Annotated in this window: 13 protein-coding genes; 6 read left to right on the top strand and 7 right to left on the bottom strand. The window is 41.9% G+C overall.

Annotated elements, in window-relative coordinates; all coding sequences use genetic code 11:
- Positions 1-27 precede the first annotated feature (27 nt).
- Entirely contained in the window at positions 28-2037 is a 2010-nt protein-coding gene (locus GKO22_RS06875; protein WP_166333516.1) for a BCCT family transporter, read from the top strand.
- Between the two features lie 31 nt (positions 2038-2068).
- On the opposite strand, the gene GKO22_RS06870 is transcribed toward GKO22_RS06875, so the two are convergent.
- The 5 genes from GKO22_RS06870 to GKO22_RS06850 form a co-directional block, all read right to left on the bottom strand.
- Complete coding sequence (locus GKO22_RS06870; RefSeq protein WP_206367835.1) at positions 2069-3130, bottom strand: calcium:proton antiporter; 1062 nt, start codon at positions 3128-3130, stop codon at positions 2069-2071.
- A gap of 224 nt (positions 3131-3354) precedes the next feature.
- Positions 3355-5007, bottom strand: coding sequence for a hypothetical protein (locus tag GKO22_RS06865; protein ID WP_166333513.1), 1653 nt, complete (start codon positions 5005-5007; stop codon positions 3355-3357).
- Positions 5008-5419: 412 nt separating this feature from the next.
- The gene (locus tag GKO22_RS06860) at positions 5420-7054 is read right to left on the bottom strand and encodes a fibrobacter succinogenes major paralogous domain-containing protein (protein WP_166333511.1); all 1635 of its coding nucleotides are present in this window, start codon (positions 7052-7054) and stop codon (positions 5420-5422) included.
- Between the two features lie 253 nt (positions 7055-7307).
- Positions 7308-8828, bottom strand: a complete 1521-nt coding sequence (locus GKO22_RS06855; RefSeq protein WP_166333509.1) for a RagB/SusD family nutrient uptake outer membrane protein — start codon at positions 8826-8828, stop codon at positions 7308-7310.
- A gap of 26 nt (positions 8829-8854) precedes the next feature.
- Positions 8855-12103: a SusC/RagA family TonB-linked outer membrane protein gene (locus tag GKO22_RS06850; protein WP_166333507.1), complete on the bottom strand. Its 3249-nt coding sequence runs from the start codon at positions 12101-12103 to the stop codon at positions 8855-8857.
- A gap of 434 nt (positions 12104-12537) precedes the next feature.
- Here GKO22_RS06850 and GKO22_RS06845 point away from each other — a divergent pair, with 434 nt between their 5' ends.
- The 4 genes from GKO22_RS06845 to GKO22_RS06830 all read left to right on the top strand — a co-directional run bounded on the left by GKO22_RS06845 (position 12538) and on the right by GKO22_RS06830 (position 18477).
- Positions 12538-13602 (top strand): sialidase family protein, encoded by a 1065-nt coding sequence (locus tag GKO22_RS06845; RefSeq protein WP_166333505.1) that lies wholly within the window; start codon positions 12538-12540, stop codon positions 13600-13602.
- 213 nt (positions 13603-13815) lie between these two features.
- The gene (locus GKO22_RS06840; protein WP_166333503.1) at positions 13816-15981 is read left to right on the top strand and encodes a TonB-dependent receptor plug domain-containing protein; all 2166 of its coding nucleotides are present in this window, start codon (positions 13816-13818) and stop codon (positions 15979-15981) included.
- Between the two features lie 27 nt (positions 15982-16008).
- On the top strand, positions 16009-17247 hold the full coding sequence (locus GKO22_RS06835; RefSeq protein WP_166333501.1) for a DUF4374 domain-containing protein: 1239 nt from the start codon (positions 16009-16011) through the stop codon (positions 17245-17247).
- 66 nt (positions 17248-17313) lie between these two features.
- On the top strand, positions 17314-18477 hold the full coding sequence (locus GKO22_RS06830; protein WP_166333499.1) for a PepSY-associated TM helix domain-containing protein: 1164 nt from the start codon (positions 17314-17316) through the stop codon (positions 18475-18477).
- Positions 18478-18499: 22 nt separating this feature from the next.
- On the opposite strand, the gene GKO22_RS06825 is transcribed toward GKO22_RS06830, so the two are convergent.
- Positions 18500-19105 carry a DUF1700 domain-containing protein gene (locus GKO22_RS06825; protein ID WP_166333497.1) on the bottom strand — a complete coding sequence of 202 codons (606 nt, stop codon included), beginning with the start codon at positions 19103-19105 and terminating at the stop codon, positions 18500-18502.
- Positions 19106-19111: 6 nt separating this feature from the next.
- Complete coding sequence (locus GKO22_RS06820; protein WP_166333495.1) at positions 19112-19444, bottom strand: PadR family transcriptional regulator; 333 nt, start codon at positions 19442-19444, stop codon at positions 19112-19114.
- Positions 19445-19552: 108 nt separating this feature from the next.
- Between GKO22_RS06820 and GKO22_RS06815 the strand changes: the two genes are divergently transcribed.
- Positions 19553-20671, top strand: coding sequence for an acyltransferase family protein (locus tag GKO22_RS06815; RefSeq protein ID WP_166333493.1), 1119 nt, complete (start codon positions 19553-19555; stop codon positions 20669-20671).
- The last annotated feature ends 1 nt before the right edge of the window (position 20672 follow it).

The following is a 20672-nucleotide window of genomic DNA, read 5'->3' as shown; positions in this document are numbered from 1 at the left end:
TCGGTTTAATACGCATCAAAGCAAGTTATGAAAGTTAAAAAGCACGGACTTAGAACCTCCCTGGATCTAGGCGTTACGATCCCCAGTCTCATCTTTATCCTTGGTGTTTGCCTATTTTCGGCTATCCTACCACAGGCTACCGAAGCAGCATTAACAACCATCAAAGAATTTGTATTCATTAACCTAAACTGGGTTTATGTCTGGGCAATCACAATTTTTGTATTGTTCTTAGGTTTTTTGATGTTTAGTAAGTACGGCAATATCAAACTGGGGCCAAATGATAGTAAACCTGCGCATTCCTTCTTTTCGTGGGTAGCGATGCTTTTTGCAGCGGGGATGGGAATTGGTCTGATGTATTTCAGTGTGGCCGAACCCATGACACACTATACCACCGAAGCTTTCTCGGAAACGGATTACCAGTTGCGTGCGAAGAATGCACAATTGTATACGTTTTTCCATTACGGGATTCATGCTTGGGCCATCTATGGATTAGTCGGTCTGTGCCTCGCTTACTTTGCTTTTCGCTACAAATTGCCGCTTTCTCTTCGAAGCTGTTTGTATCCATTACTCAAGGATAAGATGACAGGTAGATGGGGAACCACTATTGACGTTTTTGCACTTTGCAGTACTTTTTTCGGTATCACCACTACCTTGGGTTTTGGCGTGGTGCAGATTAATTCGGGATTACAGAAATTGGGGATGTTGCCAGAAACTAGTTTTACTTACCAGGCGCTATTGGTTTCTGTACTCGTTTCACTTTCGATTATTTCGGCCATTTCAGGCGTGGATAAGGGTATCAAATTATTGAGTAATATCAATATTATTGCGGCAATTGTGCTCATGCTATTTGTCTTATCATTTGGGCCAACAAATTATCTGATCGGCGCATTTACAGATGGAGTCGGGAATTACGTAAACAACTTCTTTGCCCTGACTTTTGATACGCATATATACGACGAGCAAGCGCTGCCGTGGTTTTACAATTGGACGATCCTGTATTGGGCTTGGTGGATCTCTTGGGCACCATTTGTCGGTTTATTTATAGCTAAGATATCTCGTGGTCGTACTATCCGAGAATTCATTGCAGCGGTATTGATCATTCCTACTTTTTTCATTTTTATTTGGATGACTGTATTTGGCAATAGCGCTATCTGGACGGATGCGCACGTGGCTGATGGCGCTTTAGGCAAATTAGTGTCTGATCCGGATTCGATGATGTTCGAATTTCTAAATTACCTTCCCGGTTCTCAAATAGCGAGTGCACTGGCTATTCTAATTGTCATCATATTCTTTGTCACATCGGCTGATTCGGGTATTTTGGTGATGAATACCATCTCCACTAGGAATGCGAAGTATTCACCTAAATGGCAAACTATTTTTTGGGGCGTATTGTTAGCACTTTTAGCCTTGATGTTATTAAATGCAGGTGGTTTACAGTCGCTGCAAATAATGACATTGATCACCGCATTGCCGTTTGCAGTGATCATGGTGCTGTTCACCATTTCACTGATGAAGGCATTAGTGATTGATCAAAACTACTACGATAGTAAGTTTTCGGTAACTACGATACCATGGTCTGGAGAATCATGGAAAGAACGACTTCAGAAAATGGTCAATTTCAAAAGCCAGTCAGCTATAAAGGAATTTGTTGATAATCACGTAGAACCTGCATTTGAGGAGCTGAAAGCTGAATTCGAAACGAACGGCATTGTGGCTACTATACATAAATCCGAAAACCCGCTGCAAATCGAAATTTCAATCGCGCACGAAGCAGTCGACGACTTTGTTTATGGAGTAAAATGCCATCGCAAGCTAGTCGCAGAATATTTCATGCAAGAAAGCAATTTACCTGACGTTGAGCATACCAAAACCTATTACCCCAAAACTTATTTCGGCGATGGGAGAGATGGTTATGATGTCAAGTACTTCACTAAGAACGAACTTATTAGCGATGTGCTAAAGCATTACGATCGATTTTTAGAGATTGTCTCGCAAGAGGATAACGAACTATTCATTAGCAATGGGGAAGAGGAATAGAAGATCGTACTGTCGGATAATTTCCAGTTATTTAGGGGTTAAACAGTAATAAAATAAATACAGCAAATAGCGCCAGATGGATAATTCCTAAAATAGGAGAAGTCCGTTTGCCCTGAAAGGTGACTAAGCTCAGGAACAGTGTGAGGACAAAAAGTACTAATTCAGCCGGCGTCAAACCAAACCGAACTGTTTTTGACATGATTAATCCTACGATCAATACGGCAGGTACGGTTAATCCCGCGGTGGATACAAAGGCGCCATGACAAAGGTTGATCGTACGTTGAAACTCATTGTTTAGCGCTGCTTTTACGGCCGTCATGGATTCTGGAGTAAATACGATAATGGCAATCAGCACACCACTTAGCGCCGGCGGCAAATTGGCCGATTGTATTCCAAAATCGACTACCACAGCCATATCATGCGATAGCAATACAATGGGCAATATCATCAACAATAACAATACGATTCGTGTTAAAACTTCTCGGCGCGATACCACTGTATTCTCCGAATCTTTTTTAAACGCTACTTTTTCAGTCGTGATTTCCTGCCGACGTGGGTAGGGGATACGCATTGATCCTGCCGGAGGTTGTATGTATAAATGCTTGTAGTCGGTCATTTGAAATTTTAAAAACAGTGCATAAATCATCAAAACCAGACTAGCGATGGTAATGGCTTGTGCGGTCGAAAATTCGCTTAAACCATTTCCCACAATAAAGTTCGGAAGAATCAAAGCTAATCCACCTAGAATGATGATCATAGAAAAATAGGTTAGCGTACCTTGCGCATTATATTCCTGCTCTTTATGCTTCGTGCTGCCGAGTAAAATACATAGACCAATCACCAGATTCATAATAATCATCATCACCGAAAAAATAGAATCTTTACCGATGCTCGGTGATTCAGCAGGTCCCAGCATCACGGCTGCGATCAACACCACTTCGATCGATACGATCGATAAAGTGAGGATCAGTGTTCCATAAGGTTCGCCGAGTAAATGTGCCAGTTTATCGGCTTGCGCAACGACACCAAAGGAAGCTACGATGATGGTGATAAGCACAACCACAAAAACAAGGCTTGCTGTCGTATATGACATCGTTGTTCCCAGAAAATTGGATCCCAAAAATATAAAAAGGCCTACCACTAGCCAGATAAAGGCTAGACGTAGAAGGATCGGAAAAGTGATAATATGTTTCATGAATAATTTTGCGACACACGCTGTTGATGGTGTGTCGCAAAATTGGAGATTATTTCGTGGATAATGATTTACATAGGATAAATAATAGTAACGTATGGCGACCCAACCAAACTTCTGAGTTCTTAAGATTGTGGCGGGAGGGTAGTTTGCATTTGTACCGTACACCTAATAGGTCTGGATTGCGCAAAATTGGTTGTGCCAGTAGGGATGCCAACTACCTCTGTTGTATTGCTTATAAGTAATCGATATGGATTTTTTTCAGCTGTGGCCGAACTGGTCCAATAGTTTGAAGTATTTCCCCTATCTTCCAAAGGAAGAGACACAGGCGGATTTGCTCCGTTAACATTTATGAAACCTTGAGTAGGTAGTACCAATACTACATTCGAGTTCCGTTTGCTGGTTAAAATAGCGGCAGAGCCAAAATTTGTATTGCTAGTCGTAAAAGATCCTCGCCTAGTTACAACAACACCATCCAGTAGCTGTTGCATATCGGTTCTGGTTGGAACACGGAAGTGTTCTGGACATGGATCATTCGCAGTATTCTTGATTGCGATGGTTTCTGTTCCACCATTCCAAGCGTTAGATGCAGCCAATATATTATTAAAATTTGAATTGGTAGTAGTGGCAGTTGGTGCTGCTGTTATTGCATTTCTTCCAAATTGATAATAGTTGCCATGTAGTGCTGATGTGATGGTGGTTGGGTTGTGATTAAGGGTGGTGTTCACTCCTAAATTGTGCAATGCCCAGAGTCTACCATTGATACGTGCTACCGGTACGTTATTATGCGTAGTATACTCATCTCTTGGTACGATATTTAAAATAAGATTATAACGAACTCCGGCAGTTAAATTCAAATTATTAAATGGTACTAAGTTGCTTAGTGTAAGTGGTCCGATCGTTATCGAAGTGATGTTAAATGTGGTGATGTCATTATTTGGAGAATTAATGTAACTTCCGCTACTAACCACATTCTGACTAGGTATTGAGGAGTTGAAATTTGCTGTAACTGGTTGACTTGTGCCATTTTGTATGTATGATCCATCTGAAAGGTTAATTAACGTGCCGTTATTATGTGGAGTGAATACAGCAGTTATTGCGCTTATATTATAGCCTGTCTGGATAGAGTTGATCCTGACGGTGATCTGTGGCTTACGATGTCTCAAAACAATGTCTAAGCGATTAATGGCGTTTCCACTTACAGTCATTGTAGTCTTGTAATACATAACAGCATTTGCGCCTGTGGATGTGGTGATTTGGGTGTTGGCTAGTGTACGAGTTGATGCATTGGTCGGCAATGTTGCTGGTAAGTTACTCGTGAGATTCATAGAAAACACGACAAAAGTATACGTAATGCCGCCATCTAGTTGTAAAGCTTCAGTACTAGCTTCCTGCCCGCGGATATAATCGCGTTCGGTTACAAATGCTCCTGCCTGATTATAGACCAACAAGCGATATCGGATATTATTGGAAAGTGCTGTCGTGTCCAATGCTGCTTTAGCACCATCTTTTAAACCTGATAGTGGTTCTTCAGGGCGTAGTTCTGCGACCATGAGAAAATCGTTTCCTACTTCGATCGTATTACGGCGAATATTGCTTTCTAAAAATGCTTCGTGCTGCTGGGCAGTGGCAGCTCGATTACCTAAGGTTTCCTCTGATTCATATAGGGCATCCGAGACAGAAACCTGAATAAGTCCTAGCGAATGGTCGACAGTATTTTCTGACTTACAAGATAATATAAATGTTAATGCTAAGCTTAGGTATAAAATACTTTTCATGATGAGCTTTGTTTAAAAAAAAAACGTAGAAAAAGCCCTAATTTGTTATAAATTAGGTTTAGATTAATTTCTTTGGAAAGATAAAAATCATCAAACTTAAAATATGATTACTTACTACTAAATGTAGGCGAAACGCTACAAGTACGCTTTCTAAGTGCACATAGACATTCGGAAAGTAAGGTGAACATGATTTAGAACTCAATAGCAGAATTACTTGAAAATATCGTATCTAACCTAATATCAATATATCGTTGATTTTCCCAGCAAAAAAGGCTTATTGTATTATAGAAAAGGATGAACATAACTGTGCCTCTCGCGCATTCATTTCATCTCTTCAAATAAAAAACTCTCTGACAAAATGGAGCATTTGTCAGAGAGCTGAAATAAGAGAATATCTATATTATAGCCGATGTTAAGATTGTGGTGGAAGGTTGGTTGCCAAGGTAGCAGTACATCTAATTGGCCGCGACTGTACAAAGGTGAAATTACCAATGGGTACGCTTACATCGGAAGATGTGGTATTTATCAGTAATCGATATCCCTGTGAATTTAACGAAGAACTTGTCCAATAATGTGCTGTGCTACCTCTACCTGTTATACCTGTAGAGACTGGTGGATTAGTTCCGGTAAGGTTCATATAGCCCTGATTCGGCAATACAAGAACAACATTAGCATTTCTTTTGCTGGTTAATATGGTGGCCGAACTAAAATTTGCATTACCCTCGGTAGTAGGTCCTCTAAAAGTAATAACAACTCCGTCTAGAAGCTCTTGCATATTTGTTCTTGTTGGTAAGCGAAAGCCCGATGGACATGGATCATTGGCGTCACTCTTGCTTACCGCTGTCTCGGATCCCATATTCCAAGCGTTAGCAGCCGCGGGCGTGTTGGTCCAATTGGCATTAACTGTATTGCTTGTCGGCGCAGCAGAAATGAGATTTCTTCCAAACTGATAATAGTTGCCATGCAGGGCAGCTGTAATGATGAGCGGATTGGCGTCTAATGTGGTAGGGACACCAACATTATGCAAGGCCCAAATGCGTCCATTTATCCTGGCAGATGGTACGCCCTCTCGTACTGTATACTCATCTCTTGGTACGATATTTAAAATCAAATTATACCGAACACCTGCTGTGACTGTTAGGTTTGTAAAAGGTACCAAATTAGATAAAGTTAAAGGTCCTATTGTCATAGAAGTGATTGTGAAAATAGTAGCCTGATTACTAGGGGCATTGATTATAGCTGGTGCACCTACAACATTTTGGGTATTCAACGAGGAAAATGATGTAATATTAGCCTCACTTACAGAGCCGATTTGAGTATAAGTACCATTGGATAGATTGATCCCCATACCATCATTGTGGGGTGTAAAATGAGCTGCGATAGCGGTGATGTTATAGCCTGTTTCGGAGGAATTGATCGTAGGCGTGATCTGAGGTTTTCGATGTTTGAGGACGATATTTAAACGATTTATCGTGTTTTCCACGACAGTCATCGTCTGCCTAAAATACATGTAGTCAGTTCTACCTGTATTGGGAACACTTATTTGCGAATTGGCCAATGTACGGGTGGCTGCGGCCGGAGTTACCGCTGGTAAGTCGTCAGCCGTACTATTAAACGAAAACGCAACGAAAGTGTACGTGTTGTCGCCTTCTAATATCAAGGGCTCAGTACTGCTTTCCTGTCCGTGTATGTAATTTCGTTCGGTTACAAATGCTCCTGCCTGATTATAGACCAACAAGCGATATCGGATATTATTGGAAAGTGCTGTCGTGTCCAATGCTGCTTTAGCACCATCTTTTAAACCCAATGTTACAGGTTCTACTGGTCGTAGCTCGGCCACCATTAATAAGTTGTTATTTAGCTCAATCGTATTGCGCTGGATGGTGCTCTCTGTTGGTGTGACCGCTCGATTACCTATAGCTCCTTCCGATTCGAAAGAAACCTCTGATATGCCGACTTGAATAACTCCAGGCGAACGATTGCCTAAATTTTCTGATTTACAAGATAAAAGAAATAAAAGTACGATGGAATGTAAAATAATTTTCATATTGTAGATAATTATTTAGTAAATATTAGGATATTTATATGTTAAGTGTTTTTTTAAAGGTTATTAATTTCTTGATATAGAGTATTATTTTCTTTTACAAACGTATTAAATAATTTTGAAGAACAATAGTTTCTTTAAAATATCTTCAGATATGTAGATAGTTTTCTACATTATTTCTTTGATATAAAAAAGCATCCTTCGATTTATAAGTCGAAGGATGCCCTTATGTTGAAGACGTATAGACCGTTAGGTACTAATATCCCGAATTCTGATACATTCTTGTCGGATCTAATTGATACTCATCGAATGGGATTGGATAATAGCGATCTTTTGTGCTGATATTCGAGATCTGTGCATTTCCATAATCTGCTTGGTTCTTGCTACGAAAATAAGTAACCAATTCTTCTGCATTGTAATTGCGAATCAGGTCATACCAACGATGATTTTCAAAAGCCAGCTCCACGCGGCGCTCATGCAAAATCGCATCTTTCAATGTCGGATATTTGCTGTTGTAGTTAGCATCTGCTCTGGAAGTTGCATAAGAAGGCAAGCCCGCTCTCTCACGTACCTCGTCTAACAGCGAGATGGCTTCAGCATCTTTACCCAAGTGCATTTTTGTTTCGGCCAACAAGAGCATCACGTCGGCATAGCGAATCAAAATGAAATCATTGCCACCCCAACCTTGTGAGCCCGCTGCATCACTATTGTCACGGTATTTGGTGATAAACCAATCGTTTACTTGAGGGTTCGTTGCAAATTTGATCGAAAAACCTTTGCGTGCATCAGCAGATTCGTAGTCTTTTACCAAGTCCATCTTCACGTTGCCACCAAGGCCAGTAGATGGAAATTGAGAGTTAACCGTTTCGCCACGCGCTTGATTATTACGGGCTATGGATGAACTATAAATTTGATCTCCCTGCAAATATTGAATTTGGAAAATCAACTCTTTACAGGTCATTTTCTGATTCACATCAAATACCTGCTCGTAAGGAATCTCCGTCAATTTGCCAAACGTACGCATGCCATAGGCTGCGGTCAGATGTTGCTCTGCTTTTTCCAGGTTTGCTTGTTTATTTTCGGTCATCGTCGCACCCATAGTCAGATAAACTTGTCCCAAGATCGCGTTAATCGCGGCTTTCGACGTCCGACCTACTGCATATTCCCACTGCGTATTCGGTAGATTACTGTCTAAAGCATCGGTTAGATCTGCTACGATTTGCGCATAAATGACGGATTCAGGCTGTCTATAAGCCAAGTCACTAGCTTGTTGCTTGCTCGTAATCTCGACTGTAGACAAAGGCAAATCACCAAACTTGCGCACCATATGGAAGTACAATAATGCGCGTACAAATTTGGCCTCGGCCGTGTAACGTTTTTTTGTTTCCGCATTCGCAAAAGGTACCTGATCAATGTTTGACAATAATGTATTGCTACGGGCAATACCGTCATACATATTTGCCCAATGCGTTTTGAGGTATGAATTGCTCGGCAAAATAGAAAAATCATTGAACTGGAAAGGCTCACCTGCATTCGACTGATTGTCATCTCGGCCAGTATTATCCGAGCGCTCTTCACTATAAAGCGCACTCCCTTCACCTAAGTTACTGCCTGAACGCAAAGCTTGATAAATACCATTTACCGCCAATTGCACATCATTTTCAGTTTTAAAATAGTTTTCTACAGTTACCGCATTCGGGTCTAATTGGTTTAGAAAATCTTCTTTACAAGATCCCAAACTCAACAGCAAGAAAGGTATTATGTATCTTTTTTTCATGTTCGTATTTATTGAAGAAATTAGCGTTAGAAGGTTACTTTAAGTCCTACGTTGTATCCTCTTACCAATGGATACAAACCATAATCTACACCCGGTGTCAAGTTGCCACGTTGGTTGTAATCAGGTTCTGGGTTATATCCTTTGTATTTGCTTATGGTGAATGGATTTTCGACGCTACCATATATGCGCACACCACCGATTTTCAGCTTGCTCGCCAAACTTTGAGGCAAGGTATATCCTACCATTATGTTTGTCATGCGTAGGAATGAACCATCCTGTAGATAAAAGTCAGATAAACGCGTGCTATTACTTTGTGTTCCAGCACGTGATGCACGGTATACCGATCCATTACCCGGATTTTGTGCTGATCTATAACGTTGAGCTACATCGGCATATTGGTTGCCTGATCCTTCCATATTGTATAGGTAATAATCGTAGCCATCTAATACCATATTTCCTTGCGAACCGTTGAATGAAGCGCGGATATCAAAACGTTTATAACTGGCGTTGAAAGCAAAACCATAGGTGAAATTTGGATGCGGATTACCAATCACACGTTTGTCCAAATCATTGACCACGCCGTTGCCGTCTACATCTTCAAAGTATAGATCGCCCGGTTGAAGCGGATTGGTAGAACCCGCAGATTGTGCTAGATCGCGGTAGTTTTCTTCGGTAGCAATACCCAACACTTTAAAACCGTAGAACATACCGATTGGGCTTCCTTCTTGGGTAATATGCGTAATATATGAGCGTTCTGCTCCGTTGGTCATGATCGTAGATGCACCACCCAAGTCAAGTACTTTGTTGCGGTTCACGTTTATGTTACCACTAAAACCTAATTCAAAATTGCCACGGCGAATCAGCGTTGCGTCGAGCTGTACGTCGAAACCTTTATTTTGCACCTTACTATTTGGTAAGTTGGTTAAGATCGATGTAGCACCAGTAATGGCTGTAATCGGTTGGTTGAACAATAAATTGTAAGAGCGACTTAAATACAGGTTGGTCATCAGGTTGATACGACCATTGAATAAACCAAAATCTACGCCGGCATTGTACTGCGAGGTGCTTTCCCAACCAAGGTTTGGATCGTTAAGGTCTCCTGGATAATATCCAGTAGCTACGTTTCCGCCGATGATAACACCACCAGGAGAGGCATAAGTAGTCAATGAACGATAATCTGGAATATTGTTGTTACCACTCAATCCCCAACTTCCTCTTAGTTTTACGGAAGATCCTTGGCCTAACCAAGCATCATAAAAGTCTTCATTGGATAAGGTCCAGCCTGCAGATACCGACGGGAAGGTTCCCCACTTGGTATTTGGTCCGAAGCGTGACGATCCATCAGTACGGAATGAAGCCGCTAACATGTATTTCGAATCGTAATTGTACATCACACGGCTAAAGTAGGACTGTAGTGAAATGACGCGTTTGTAAGCATCTCTTAGTTGAAAATTGGATGGATCGGCTCCTTTGTCGGTGATTTCACCAATTTTATCGTTTTGAAACCCGTTGGCACGAAGTGAGATAAAGTCGATGTCTGTACGTTGAGCGGAGTAACCTAATAAGGCATTCAAATTATGTTTTTCAGCGAATGTCTTATTGTAGTTCAATGTCGTTTCTACCAATTTGTCGATTTCGCCCAAAGTACGCGCATCGGCATAGGCAGCCGTTTTTGCTTGGTTTGAAAATGGAGGATTGTTACCGTCCGAAAGACTAGTTGGTTTGTAATAATCGTATTTCTCGTCGTAGGTAGATATACCACCATTCACTTTTAGGTTCAATCCAGTGATGATCTCAAAATCCGCAAAGGCATTGTACAGCGCACGTTTACCGCGGCGATTGTTTTTGATCTGTGTGACATAAGCCAAAGGATTTTCTGGGTTTTGAATACCGAAGTTGTTCGCTGAAAGATCACCCATCAAATACTGCGCATACGAACCATCTTCGTTGTATACAGGTAGGGTAGGCAAGTAGATCAAGGCCGCCATAGACGGGCTTTGATCGTAACGACCTGTGGTGACTTCGTTGTTGTCATTATATGTGAAGGAAACGTTGGCACCAACTGTAAGTCGATCGCTCACTTTTGCATCCACATTGGTACGGAAGTTGAAAGATTGCTGATCCGTGCCCAACATGATACCTTGCTGATCTTGGTACGATCCACTCATCATGTAACGCGTTTTGTCGTTCCCACCATAGGCAGACAAATGGTGCCGCTGAAATGGAGCATTTCTATACAAAGCATCTTGCCAGTCTGTATCGTATTGCGATTTTTTTGCAGTTCCAGTCGCGAAGTCATAATATTCTTCTGGAATAGATACGGAGCCAGCATTTCCTACACGACTTACACGAGCGGCATTGGGATCCATGCGCATGGCTTCTGTCCAAGTCAAACCGCGATTCACGACTAAATCTTTGTAGGCATTATTGCGGCCATCGATCAACAGGTCGATAAACTGTTCCGCATTTAATAAATCAATTTTCTTAGACAATTGACCAAAACCACCCAATACTTCGTAATCTACATTGCTCTTGCCTTCTTTACCGCGCTTGGTCGTGATCAATACTACACCGCCGGCAGCACGTGAACCGTAGATCGCTGCAGATGCTGCATCCTTGAGTACGTCGATCGTCTCAATATCATTCGGGTTGATGTTTAGGTTATTTCCGGCAGGATAACCATCAATTACGTATAATGGATCCGAACCAGCATTGACAGAGCCAATACCGCGAACGCGGATTTTAGTACCATCATACGGTGCACCCGAAGTTTGCATCACTTGCACACCCGCAATCTTACCCACTAAAGCTTGGGATAGTTTAGGTGCAGTTAAGTTCATTTCTTCTGCTTTCACGCTCGCAATCGCTCCCGTCAAGTCAGATTTGCGCACTTTCTGATAACCAATGGATACCATTACTTCTTCAATAGCTTGAGATTGCGGTTCCATCGTGATGATGATGTCCGAAACAGATGTGACACGGAGTTCGGCATTATTGTATCCGATAAAGCGAACAGAAAGTTGGTCGCCTGCACGTCCTGCGAGTGCAAAAGTTCCGTCATTGCTGGTTTGTACTTGCTGCTCTGTACGATTGTTCATGACCGTAGCACCTGCAATTGGGTTGCTTTGTGAGTCAACAACTTTCCCCCTAAGTTGTTGTTGATTGTCCACACGGTGGAATAGGTTGCTTCTCGTCAACGGATTGGCTTCAGTCGAGAGTGAAGTGGCGCTGAGTGAGAGTAACAGCCAGAGTAATCTGGATGGTTTTGAATACATTTTTTGGCGTTTATTAGTGTGCTGCAAACTTCGTGTTCTCTTGTTGCGGAATTGTTAAGAACAATTTAAAATATTGTAACTAAAACGTTTTACTGTATTCAAATATCCGCTATTCCACACACTGTGATCTTGAATGGTGATAGGATGATTGTCGATAATGATGGAATAAGACCTTCGTCGCCGCAGGTCATGGCCTATTTAGATGCTTTGCTAGCTGGGAAAAAATCTGAGTTGCCAAAAACAGCTGAGTAGATGCGGAGAGCTCAAGTATATCTGACGATTCAGTAGGTGAACCTCATTTGCTAGCATAAAATGTGACTTTTCTACTAGAATTTATTGTACATATTGCTTACTTTGTAACGTCCTTTCGCATAGCCGGAAAGGAGCAACCATCAATTTGTCGATACATCGCTATCTTAATACATCTATTACCCATGAGATTTCTGTTACTTCATTTAATCGCCTTTAACCTTGTGATTTTGCCCACTTTTGGCAAGACCTTAAGTAAAGACACCATTGCACCAAGTGTTTTGAAATTAAAAGACGAGTTTCTTTTCAAAGAAAAAAGCTTTTTTGATCAATGTCATGCTTCCACTTTGGAAGAAACCAAAGATGGTGTTTTGATTTCGAGCTGGTTTGGCGGTAGTCATGAGGGAAATAAAGACGTCGTGATCTATGGTACACGAAAGGTAAATGGCAAGTGGGATGATCCAAAAGTGTGGGCAGATGGTAAGGTGAACGACACTTTGCAATACCCTTGCTGGAATCCGGTGCTCTTTCGGGCAAAAAACGAACAGAGAATTTGTTTATATTATAAGGTAGGTCCCAATCCACGCGAATGGTGGGGAATGGTAAAAACATCGGAAGATGGCGGAAAGACTTGGGCTGCGCCACGACGACTTCCTGATGGAATTTTGGGGCCAATCAAAAATAAACCGTTACAATTAACAGGTGGAGACATTATTTCGCCATCGAGCGTGGAGCTTAGCGAAGAACGTTGGCTATCGCATGTTGAGATTAGTACCGATCAGCAAAAAACATGGAAATTATATCCCATTGATCATCCATCCGACCTGAACACTATTCAACCTAGCGTGGTGGAGTACGAAGATGGAAAGCTGCAAGTTTTCTGTCGGAGTAAAGAAGGTGTGGTTACGACGGCTACATCGCTGGATCAAGGACGCACATGGTCCACCATGCAGCGTACCAATCTCGTCAACCCGAATTCGGGTACGGATGTGATCCGGGTGAAAGATCTGTTATTCATCGTGTACAACCCCGACATCCCGGGAAAAGATTGGTGGGAAGGCCGTACAAAGCTCCGATTGGCCTGCTCGGAAGATGGTCAAAACTGGCATGATATCTTCACCTTCGAAGATGAAGAAAAAGGAGAGTTTAGCTATCCAACCATTATGCAAACCTCCGATGGCTTGATCCACGTATCCTATACGCACAACCGCAAAAATATCCGACATTTTGCGTTACAAATTACAAAATAAATAATCGCGAAATAGGAAAAATATAAAGGGCTGTCATACAGTGTTTTTCTTAGTTTTAATTGGAATTAAGACGCACTACCATTTCTAAATAGGTAGGAGGGAGAATTATGTTTGAAGTTTTGCGATTTTCGTCGTATCATTGCACGTAATTTATTCTAATTCTAAATAGTGTTCAATATAAGATCTACTTACCAGCGCAGTTTGGTTTCTCCAATGCATATTTGGAAGCTTGGCGCGTTAGTATTGCTTGCGTCGATAACTTCGGTGCATGCTCAACATAGACAAGATACCATCGCTTCCGATACGCTAAAGCGCAAAAATGTGGAAGAGGTACGGGTGGATGGTAATGTCACGCTCAAAAACCTGAAAGAACAAGCGTATAACATCAATGTGATTGATGCTAAGATGTTGTATAATTCCTCCTTAGATATCAATCAGGCACTTAACCGAACAACCGGAGTTCGTATTCGAGAAGATGGCGGCTTAGGTTCTGCATTTAACTTCTCACTAAATGGTTTTACCGGAAGGCAAGTGAAATTCTTTATGGATGGCCTCCCGATGGATAATTTTGGTTCGTCGCTCACGCTAAATAATCTACCCACCACGATGGCCGAGCGTATAGAGATTTATAAAGGCGTATTGCCCGTAAGTTTGGGTGCAGATGCTTTAGGTGGCGCAGTGAATATTGTGACGCGTAAAAATGCCAATTACCTGGATGCATCATATGGTTTCGGCTCGTTCAATACGCATAAAGCCAGTGTCAATGGTGCGTATACAAATGCAGCGAACGGTTTTACGGTGCGCGCTAATGCTTTCTATAATTATTCAGACAATAACTACCGCGTACGTGTTCGTCCAGTCGACCTCACGACTGGGCAATTGATGGAGGAGCAGACAGTACGTCGCTTTCACGATAGCTATCAATCTATTGGTGCTCAGGTCGACGTGGGCGTCACCGATCGTTCGTATGCCGATCATTTGTTATTCGGGGCTATTCTTTCCGAAAACGATCGCGATATCCAGACCGGCGTGACCATGCAACAGGTTTTCGGCGGACGGACGTCCAATAGTAATTCGATTATACCGACTTTGAAATACAAGAAAACTGATCTGTTTGTCGAAAACTTGGATCTAACCCTGTTTAGTGCTTATAATATAACCACCAATAATTTCATTGATACCACGCGTTTGCGCTACAATTGGCTACAGGAAACCGTGCCAACTACGGCAGCAGAAGTCTTTAGAAGTCAACTGAAAAACCGGGATAAAGAATTGTTGACCACGGCAAACTTGGCCTATCAATTAGATCAACATCAATCCTTATCGCTCAATTATTTGCTTACTGATTTTCGCAGACAATCGAGTGATGTAGAAAATCCTAACGATCCTACATTCTTGATGCCCCAAGGTTTACGCAAACAGAATCTTGGTTTGGCTTGGCAGACGACGTATGAGCGCTTTACGGCCACGGCATTTGGTAAGTTATTTTTGCTTGATGCAAAATCATTTGAAAATGTATCCCGAAATAATGTTCCAGAATATGCTCCAACAAACATAAGTCGTACGAATGGAGGATATGGGGCAGCTATTTCCTATTTCTTTCGCGATGATTTGCAGGCCAAGGCCTCCTACGAGCGGACATACCGCCTGCCAGAAGCGATCGAATTGCTGGGCGACGGCTTATTTGTACGGCGCAATTCCAATCTCCGACCAGAACGTAGCGACAACCTAAATATCGGTGCTTTGTACACGGTGCTGAGTGAAGGTACGCACCGTCTTAATTTGGAAGGTAATTTCATTTTCAGAAATGCCAAAGATTATATTCGACAAGATCAGCAACAATCGCAGCCGGTAGATCGACAGTTTATCAACGTGGGTAATGTGCGCACGGTAGGTGCTGAGGCAGAGATTCGCTATGGTTGGAACAACCGTCTTTTTGCGACAGTTAATGCGACCTATCAGCACATTACGGATCGTACCGAATTTTTGGTTAGCGAAAACCTGACTGGCGTGACGCGCACACCAAACCTCAACTTTGGCTATCGTATTCCGAATATGCCTTATTTCTTTGGGAATGCTAACTTGGGAGCACGATTCGAGCCGCTAGGCAATGATCGCGACGTGTTGAACGTCAATTACAACATCAATTTCGTGGAGCGTTATTACTTAACTCCAAATCAACTTGGGCTAAATAACACCGATATCATTCCGCGCCAAGTCTCACACGATATCACGGCCGATATGGCCTTTGGACAAGGAAAGTACGTGATTGCAGCGGAATGCCGCAACCTCTTGAATAGTGAATTATTTGATAATTATTTGCTGCAAAAGCCAGGTCGTTCTTTCTTCCTAAAACTACGCTATTTCATTACCAAATAACACTCTATAACTATAAAAACAATTAAAATGAATACATTAAAACTAACTCAAATCGTTCGAAGCAGCTTGTGTTTCGCTGTCGCTTTAGGTTTGGCGTCCTGTAGCAAAGACGATAACGGACTTCCTCCCATACCACTTGATGGTAACGTATATACATTGGGATTGGGCGTAACTACCCCAGAAGGCACGACCAATTATGTGGCGTATACTAATGATTTGATGAATGCCAATAGCACGATCTCGCTCATCAATAATGGTATTCTGCAAGAAGGATATCGTGATTATGCCAACATTGGAAACTATTTTCAAGCAGTAGGCGGATTAGGGCTGACTGACGTGAATACCTATTATGTACAAGGTAATTCATTTACTGTTAAGACTGGTCTAAACCTTAGTTCACGCCCAGTAGACACCATGGATCCTGACGGAAAAGGGACCTCCATGATTGCCGTCACGTTGCCATCGAACCCGTCCGAAGGCACAGACCTCACTTTCTTGACGATTAATACAGCCAGCAATGCTATTACAAGTACGAAAAAAGTTGCCGTTAACAAAACTTCCTTCCCAATCGGAGATGAATGGATGTTGCACACGGGATTAGCTATACGTGGCAACCAAGCTTTCCAAACTATTGTACCTTTCGATGCTACTGGTTGGAATACGCGTGTTGTGGATCGTACCTATGTAGCCGTATACAGCTATCCAGATTTTGTACTACAAAATGTGATTAGCGATGAGCGCACCGGTCCTGCTGGCGCTTTTGGCACACGTTCAGGTGTTTTTGCTACCGAATCTGGTGATGTATATACCATTTCGCATAGCGGGTACGGTTATAATGATCGCTCCAAGGCTCCTGCAGTATTGAAAATTGCAGCAGGCGCATCTACTTTCGATCCAGATTATTTGTTTAAAACAGCGGAAGTAGCTAATGGTGGACGTATTGTGCACGCGATCTATATTGGCAACAACAAACTATTTGCTACGGTGAGCACAGGCGAGCAAGCAAGTCAGTGGGCAGATGATAACTTAAAATTTGCTATTGTAGATTTGAAAGAAGAAACAATTACCGCGGTAGCAGGTTCGCCAACCTTTAGTGGAAATGGTGGTCGGAGTTTTGCGGCTTTTCACCGTAATGGAAAAGCGTACGCTGCGGCATCTGTAAATGATGTGTTGAATATTTATGAGGTTGATCTTAATACGGCAACGGCACGTAAGGGTGCGAAAGTAGAAGCCTCTTTCGTAGGTGGGCTGGGACAAGTCAAATAATACAACACCAATACATAAAGGATTCCGATGTTTCTGACTTACAGAAACATCGGAATTTCTATGAATATGAGAGAGAAGAGAAAAAAAATAGGAAAAACACTTCCCCGACGAATCAATGACTGGCTGCACTTATGGTTGGGACTAGCATCAGGCATTATCGTATTTATTGTCAGTATTACGGGTTGCTTTTACGCTTTTCAGCGAGAGATAAAAGATGCGCTAGAACCTTGGCGCTTTGTAGAAGTGCGGCCGGAAGGTTTTGTCCGACCTAGCGTATTATTGGACACCGCTGCCAAGTACATGCCTGGCAAACAAGCTAGCGGATTAACCTATAGTGACGAAACCGGAGCTGCGGCAGTCGGGTATTTCGGAAATGAAAATGGCAAACGAACTTTTCACGTCGTTTTTCTGAATCCATACACCGGCGAATTTTTAAGAAAACAACAAACGGTAGGTGGCGACGAGTTTGATTTTTTTCGGTTTATTATCGATGGACATCGTGCGCTCTGGCTTCCGTACGAGATTGGTCGTCCGATTGTCGGTGTGGCTACTTTGGTATTTATCGTTTTGCTCATCACCGGTTTGGTGATGTGGTGGCCCAAACGCTGGACTCGCTCCACGCGCGAACAGAGTTTTAAAATCAAATGGAAAGCCCGATTTAAGCGTGTCAACTACGATTTACACAACGTCTTGGGTTTTTATAGCTTATTGTTTGCTCTGGCGTTAGGCACTACCGGACTGGTTTATAGTTTCGCTTGGTTTGATCAAGCCGTGTATTACATTGCATCTGGCGGCGAACATAAGCCTGAACATCATCATCCACATTCTGATCTAGCAAACAAAGACCGCGATTGGACAGCAGCTATCTCGCCATTAGATAGCGCTTGGTACGAGACGATGAAACAGGTGGATCACTTTGGAGGTATGTACATGACGCCACATTTGGCAGACGATGATGATTCATATGAAATATTGGTGTATCATGATATTGGCTCCTTCTACAATCAAAGTGCTTTTTTCTATGATCGTTACACCTTGCAACCTTTGGAACAGGAGGGAAGCAAATACAGTGAATCTAAATTTGCAGATCGTTTGACGATGCTCAATTACGATATTCACGTTGGTTCAGTCGGCGGGTTTCCAGGTAAGGTGTTGGCTTTTTTGATCAGTTTGATTTGTGCTAGTCTGCCTATTACCGGATTCCTGGTGTGGTGGAATAAGCGAAAATAATCCGCCATAATCCCAATTAAGATTAGGCTGTTCGCTTTCTATTAAGCGATCGCTTAATCTTCAATAAGAATGTAATGATTAAGTACACTACCGCAGACAATAGTAGCATGATCGGTGTAAAATACTCATCAGCTACTTTCAGGTTCTGATATCTGCTATCTACCATACCAATCGCAAAAAAGCGATTGTAATCATAATATATACCCACCTCTGTCGGAAATAATTCTTTTAGAACGATCAATAACAAAAAGCTGAACAAAAATAAGTAGCATAGGGCAAAAAGCACGTAGGAAATCCCATTAGATAGGTTCAATAGCAGTGCCCGGACAACCTTAATAGGGTTAAAGGTACGCATTGCCTGATCCATCGCCTGGTCTGCGATAAGTGGTTTTAAAAACAGTTCCGGCTGTCCGAGATGCTCCAGCGTACCCAATAGTTTTTCAGTCTCATGAGCACCCATAGTTGGCTCGGCTTGAAATGACTCATAGATATGGCTATTGATTTCCATCACGATCTCTTGCTGTGTAGCACGATCTAATTTTCTAGCAATCCGCCGCACTCTATTCATATAATCTCGGTAGATTCTAGCCGCATTAGGATCTGTAAATGGTACTTCGGTAAAGTTCATACAGTTTTATATTGAGTGAATAATTTGGTTTAGATTACTCCAATAAACAGACATCTCTACCACCACTTTTTTACCTTCGGAAGTGATGCTGTAATACTTTCGCGGAATGCCAGAAGACTGCTCTACCCAATTGGATACCACTAAGTTTTCAGACTTCAATCTGTTCATCAATGGATACAAGGTGCCTTCTGCGATCTGAATCGATGTCTTGTTTTTGAGCTCATTAATTAGGTCGTAACCATAAAAATCCGTCCCTTGGTCTAGGATTTTTAAAATAATAAACGACAGCGTACCCTTCTTTAATTGAGATGACCATTTCAAGACAAAATCTTTATCCATGATACAAAGCTATGTAAAATACATTGTATAACTATGTATTAGTTTTATTTTTTTATTTTCGTCAAATTCCGCTGTTCCCAGTATCTTCACCTTGATTATGCATAACCCATGAATAACATAGTATTTGATCCTGTAGTTAATCCGAAAAGGCATTTTGAGGTATTAGATGGTTTGAGAGGCATCGCCGCATTGGGCGTAGTGCTCTTTCATTTTATGGAAATTGCCGCTCCCGATTATCGGGATAGCTTTATTCCGCACAGCTATCTTGCGGTAGATTTCTTCTTTTGTTTGTCAGGATTTGTGCTGGCATACGCTTATGATGGTCGTTTGATCCAGATGGGAAAGTGGAGCTTTATACAACGACGTTTAATAAGGCTACAACCACTCGTATTGATCGGAGCTGTGATCGGACTTTTAGCTTTTATGTTTGACCCGTTTAGCGATTTGATTGACTCATTTAGTTATTGGCAAGTTATCTTACTTTTTCTGAGTGCCTGTATCTTAATTCCTTATCCGATCGTGCCGCAGCGATATAATAATCTTTTTCATCTTAATCCGCCAACTTGGTCGCTTTTTTGGGAGTACATCGCCAGTTTTATTTATTCGATCTACCTAGCTAAGGCAAGTAAGCAAATCTTATGGCTTATCGTGATCCTCTCTGCTGGTTTACTTTGCTGGGAGTCGTATCGGTCAGGTTATCTGGCTGTAGGATTTGGCGGTGATAATTTTTGGGGCGGAGGCATTCGTCTTTCTTTTTCTTTCACCGCGGGTATTTTATTATTTCGTACCAAGACCTTCTTCCGCCAGCAAGTGCCATTTTGGGCCTTAGCAGCAGCATTAGCGGCTGTGTTTTTCATCCCATATTCCGAAATCATCAGTCCGGTTATAGACCCGATCTTAGTTATTTTCTATTTTCCTTTTTTAATAGCGCTGAGTGCTGGTCAGCAAGTATTATCGCCATTCATCAAAAACACCTGTGCTTGGCTAGGTGATATCTCGTATCCTTTATATGTGATACACTATCCCTTTATTTGGGTTTTCATGAGTTTTGTAGAACAGGAAAATCCGTCTTATAACGATATGGCTATTATTATTTCTGTAGGAATGCTCTTGCTCGTATTTTTCGCCTACTTGGTCTTGCGGTCCTTAGATGAACCGATTAGGCGATATTTAAGCAAGCGTATTTTGAAAAATAATGCAGCGTCCAACGCTAGAGAATTATCATAGC

Source organism: Sphingobacterium chungjuense (genome assembly GCF_011316935.1).
Lineage (GTDB): Bacteria > Bacteroidota > Bacteroidia > Sphingobacteriales > Sphingobacteriaceae > Sphingobacterium > Sphingobacterium chungjuense.
This window is presented reverse-complemented; position numbering and strand designations above follow the sequence as displayed.

Coding starts and splice junctions, on each gene's coding strand:
- GKO22_RS06875 (WP_166333516.1), top strand. CDS start 28: ATGAAAGTTAAAAAGCACGGACTTAGAACCTCCCTGGATCTAGGCGTT.
- GKO22_RS06870 (WP_206367835.1), bottom strand. CDS start 3,130: ATGTCATATACGACAGCAAGCCTTGTTTTTGTGGTTGTGCTTATCACC.
- GKO22_RS06865 (WP_166333513.1), bottom strand. CDS start 5,007: ATGAAAAGTATTTTATACCTAAGCTTAGCATTAACATTTATATTATCT.
- GKO22_RS06860 (WP_166333511.1), bottom strand. CDS start 7,054: ATGAAAATTATTTTACATTCCATCGTACTTTTATTTCTTTTATCTTGT.
- GKO22_RS06855 (WP_166333509.1), bottom strand. CDS start 8,828: ATGAAAAAAAGATACATAATACCTTTCTTGCTGTTGAGTTTGGGATCT.
- GKO22_RS06850 (WP_166333507.1), bottom strand. CDS start 12,103: ATGTATTCAAAACCATCCAGATTACTCTGGCTGTTACTCTCACTCAGC.
- GKO22_RS06845 (WP_166333505.1), top strand. CDS start 12,538: ATGAGATTTCTGTTACTTCATTTAATCGCCTTTAACCTTGTGATTTTG.
- GKO22_RS06840 (WP_166333503.1), top strand. CDS start 13,816: ATGCATATTTGGAAGCTTGGCGCGTTAGTATTGCTTGCGTCGATAACT.
- GKO22_RS06835 (WP_166333501.1), top strand. CDS start 16,009: ATGAATACATTAAAACTAACTCAAATCGTTCGAAGCAGCTTGTGTTTC.
- GKO22_RS06830 (WP_166333499.1), top strand. CDS start 17,314: ATGAGAGAGAAGAGAAAAAAAATAGGAAAAACACTTCCCCGACGAATC.
- GKO22_RS06825 (WP_166333497.1), bottom strand. CDS start 19,105: ATGAACTTTACCGAAGTACCATTTACAGATCCTAATGCGGCTAGAATC.
- GKO22_RS06820 (WP_166333495.1), bottom strand. CDS start 19,444: ATGGATAAAGATTTTGTCTTGAAATGGTCATCTCAATTAAAGAAGGGT.
- GKO22_RS06815 (WP_166333493.1), top strand. CDS start 19,553: ATGAATAACATAGTATTTGATCCTGTAGTTAATCCGAAAAGGCATTTT.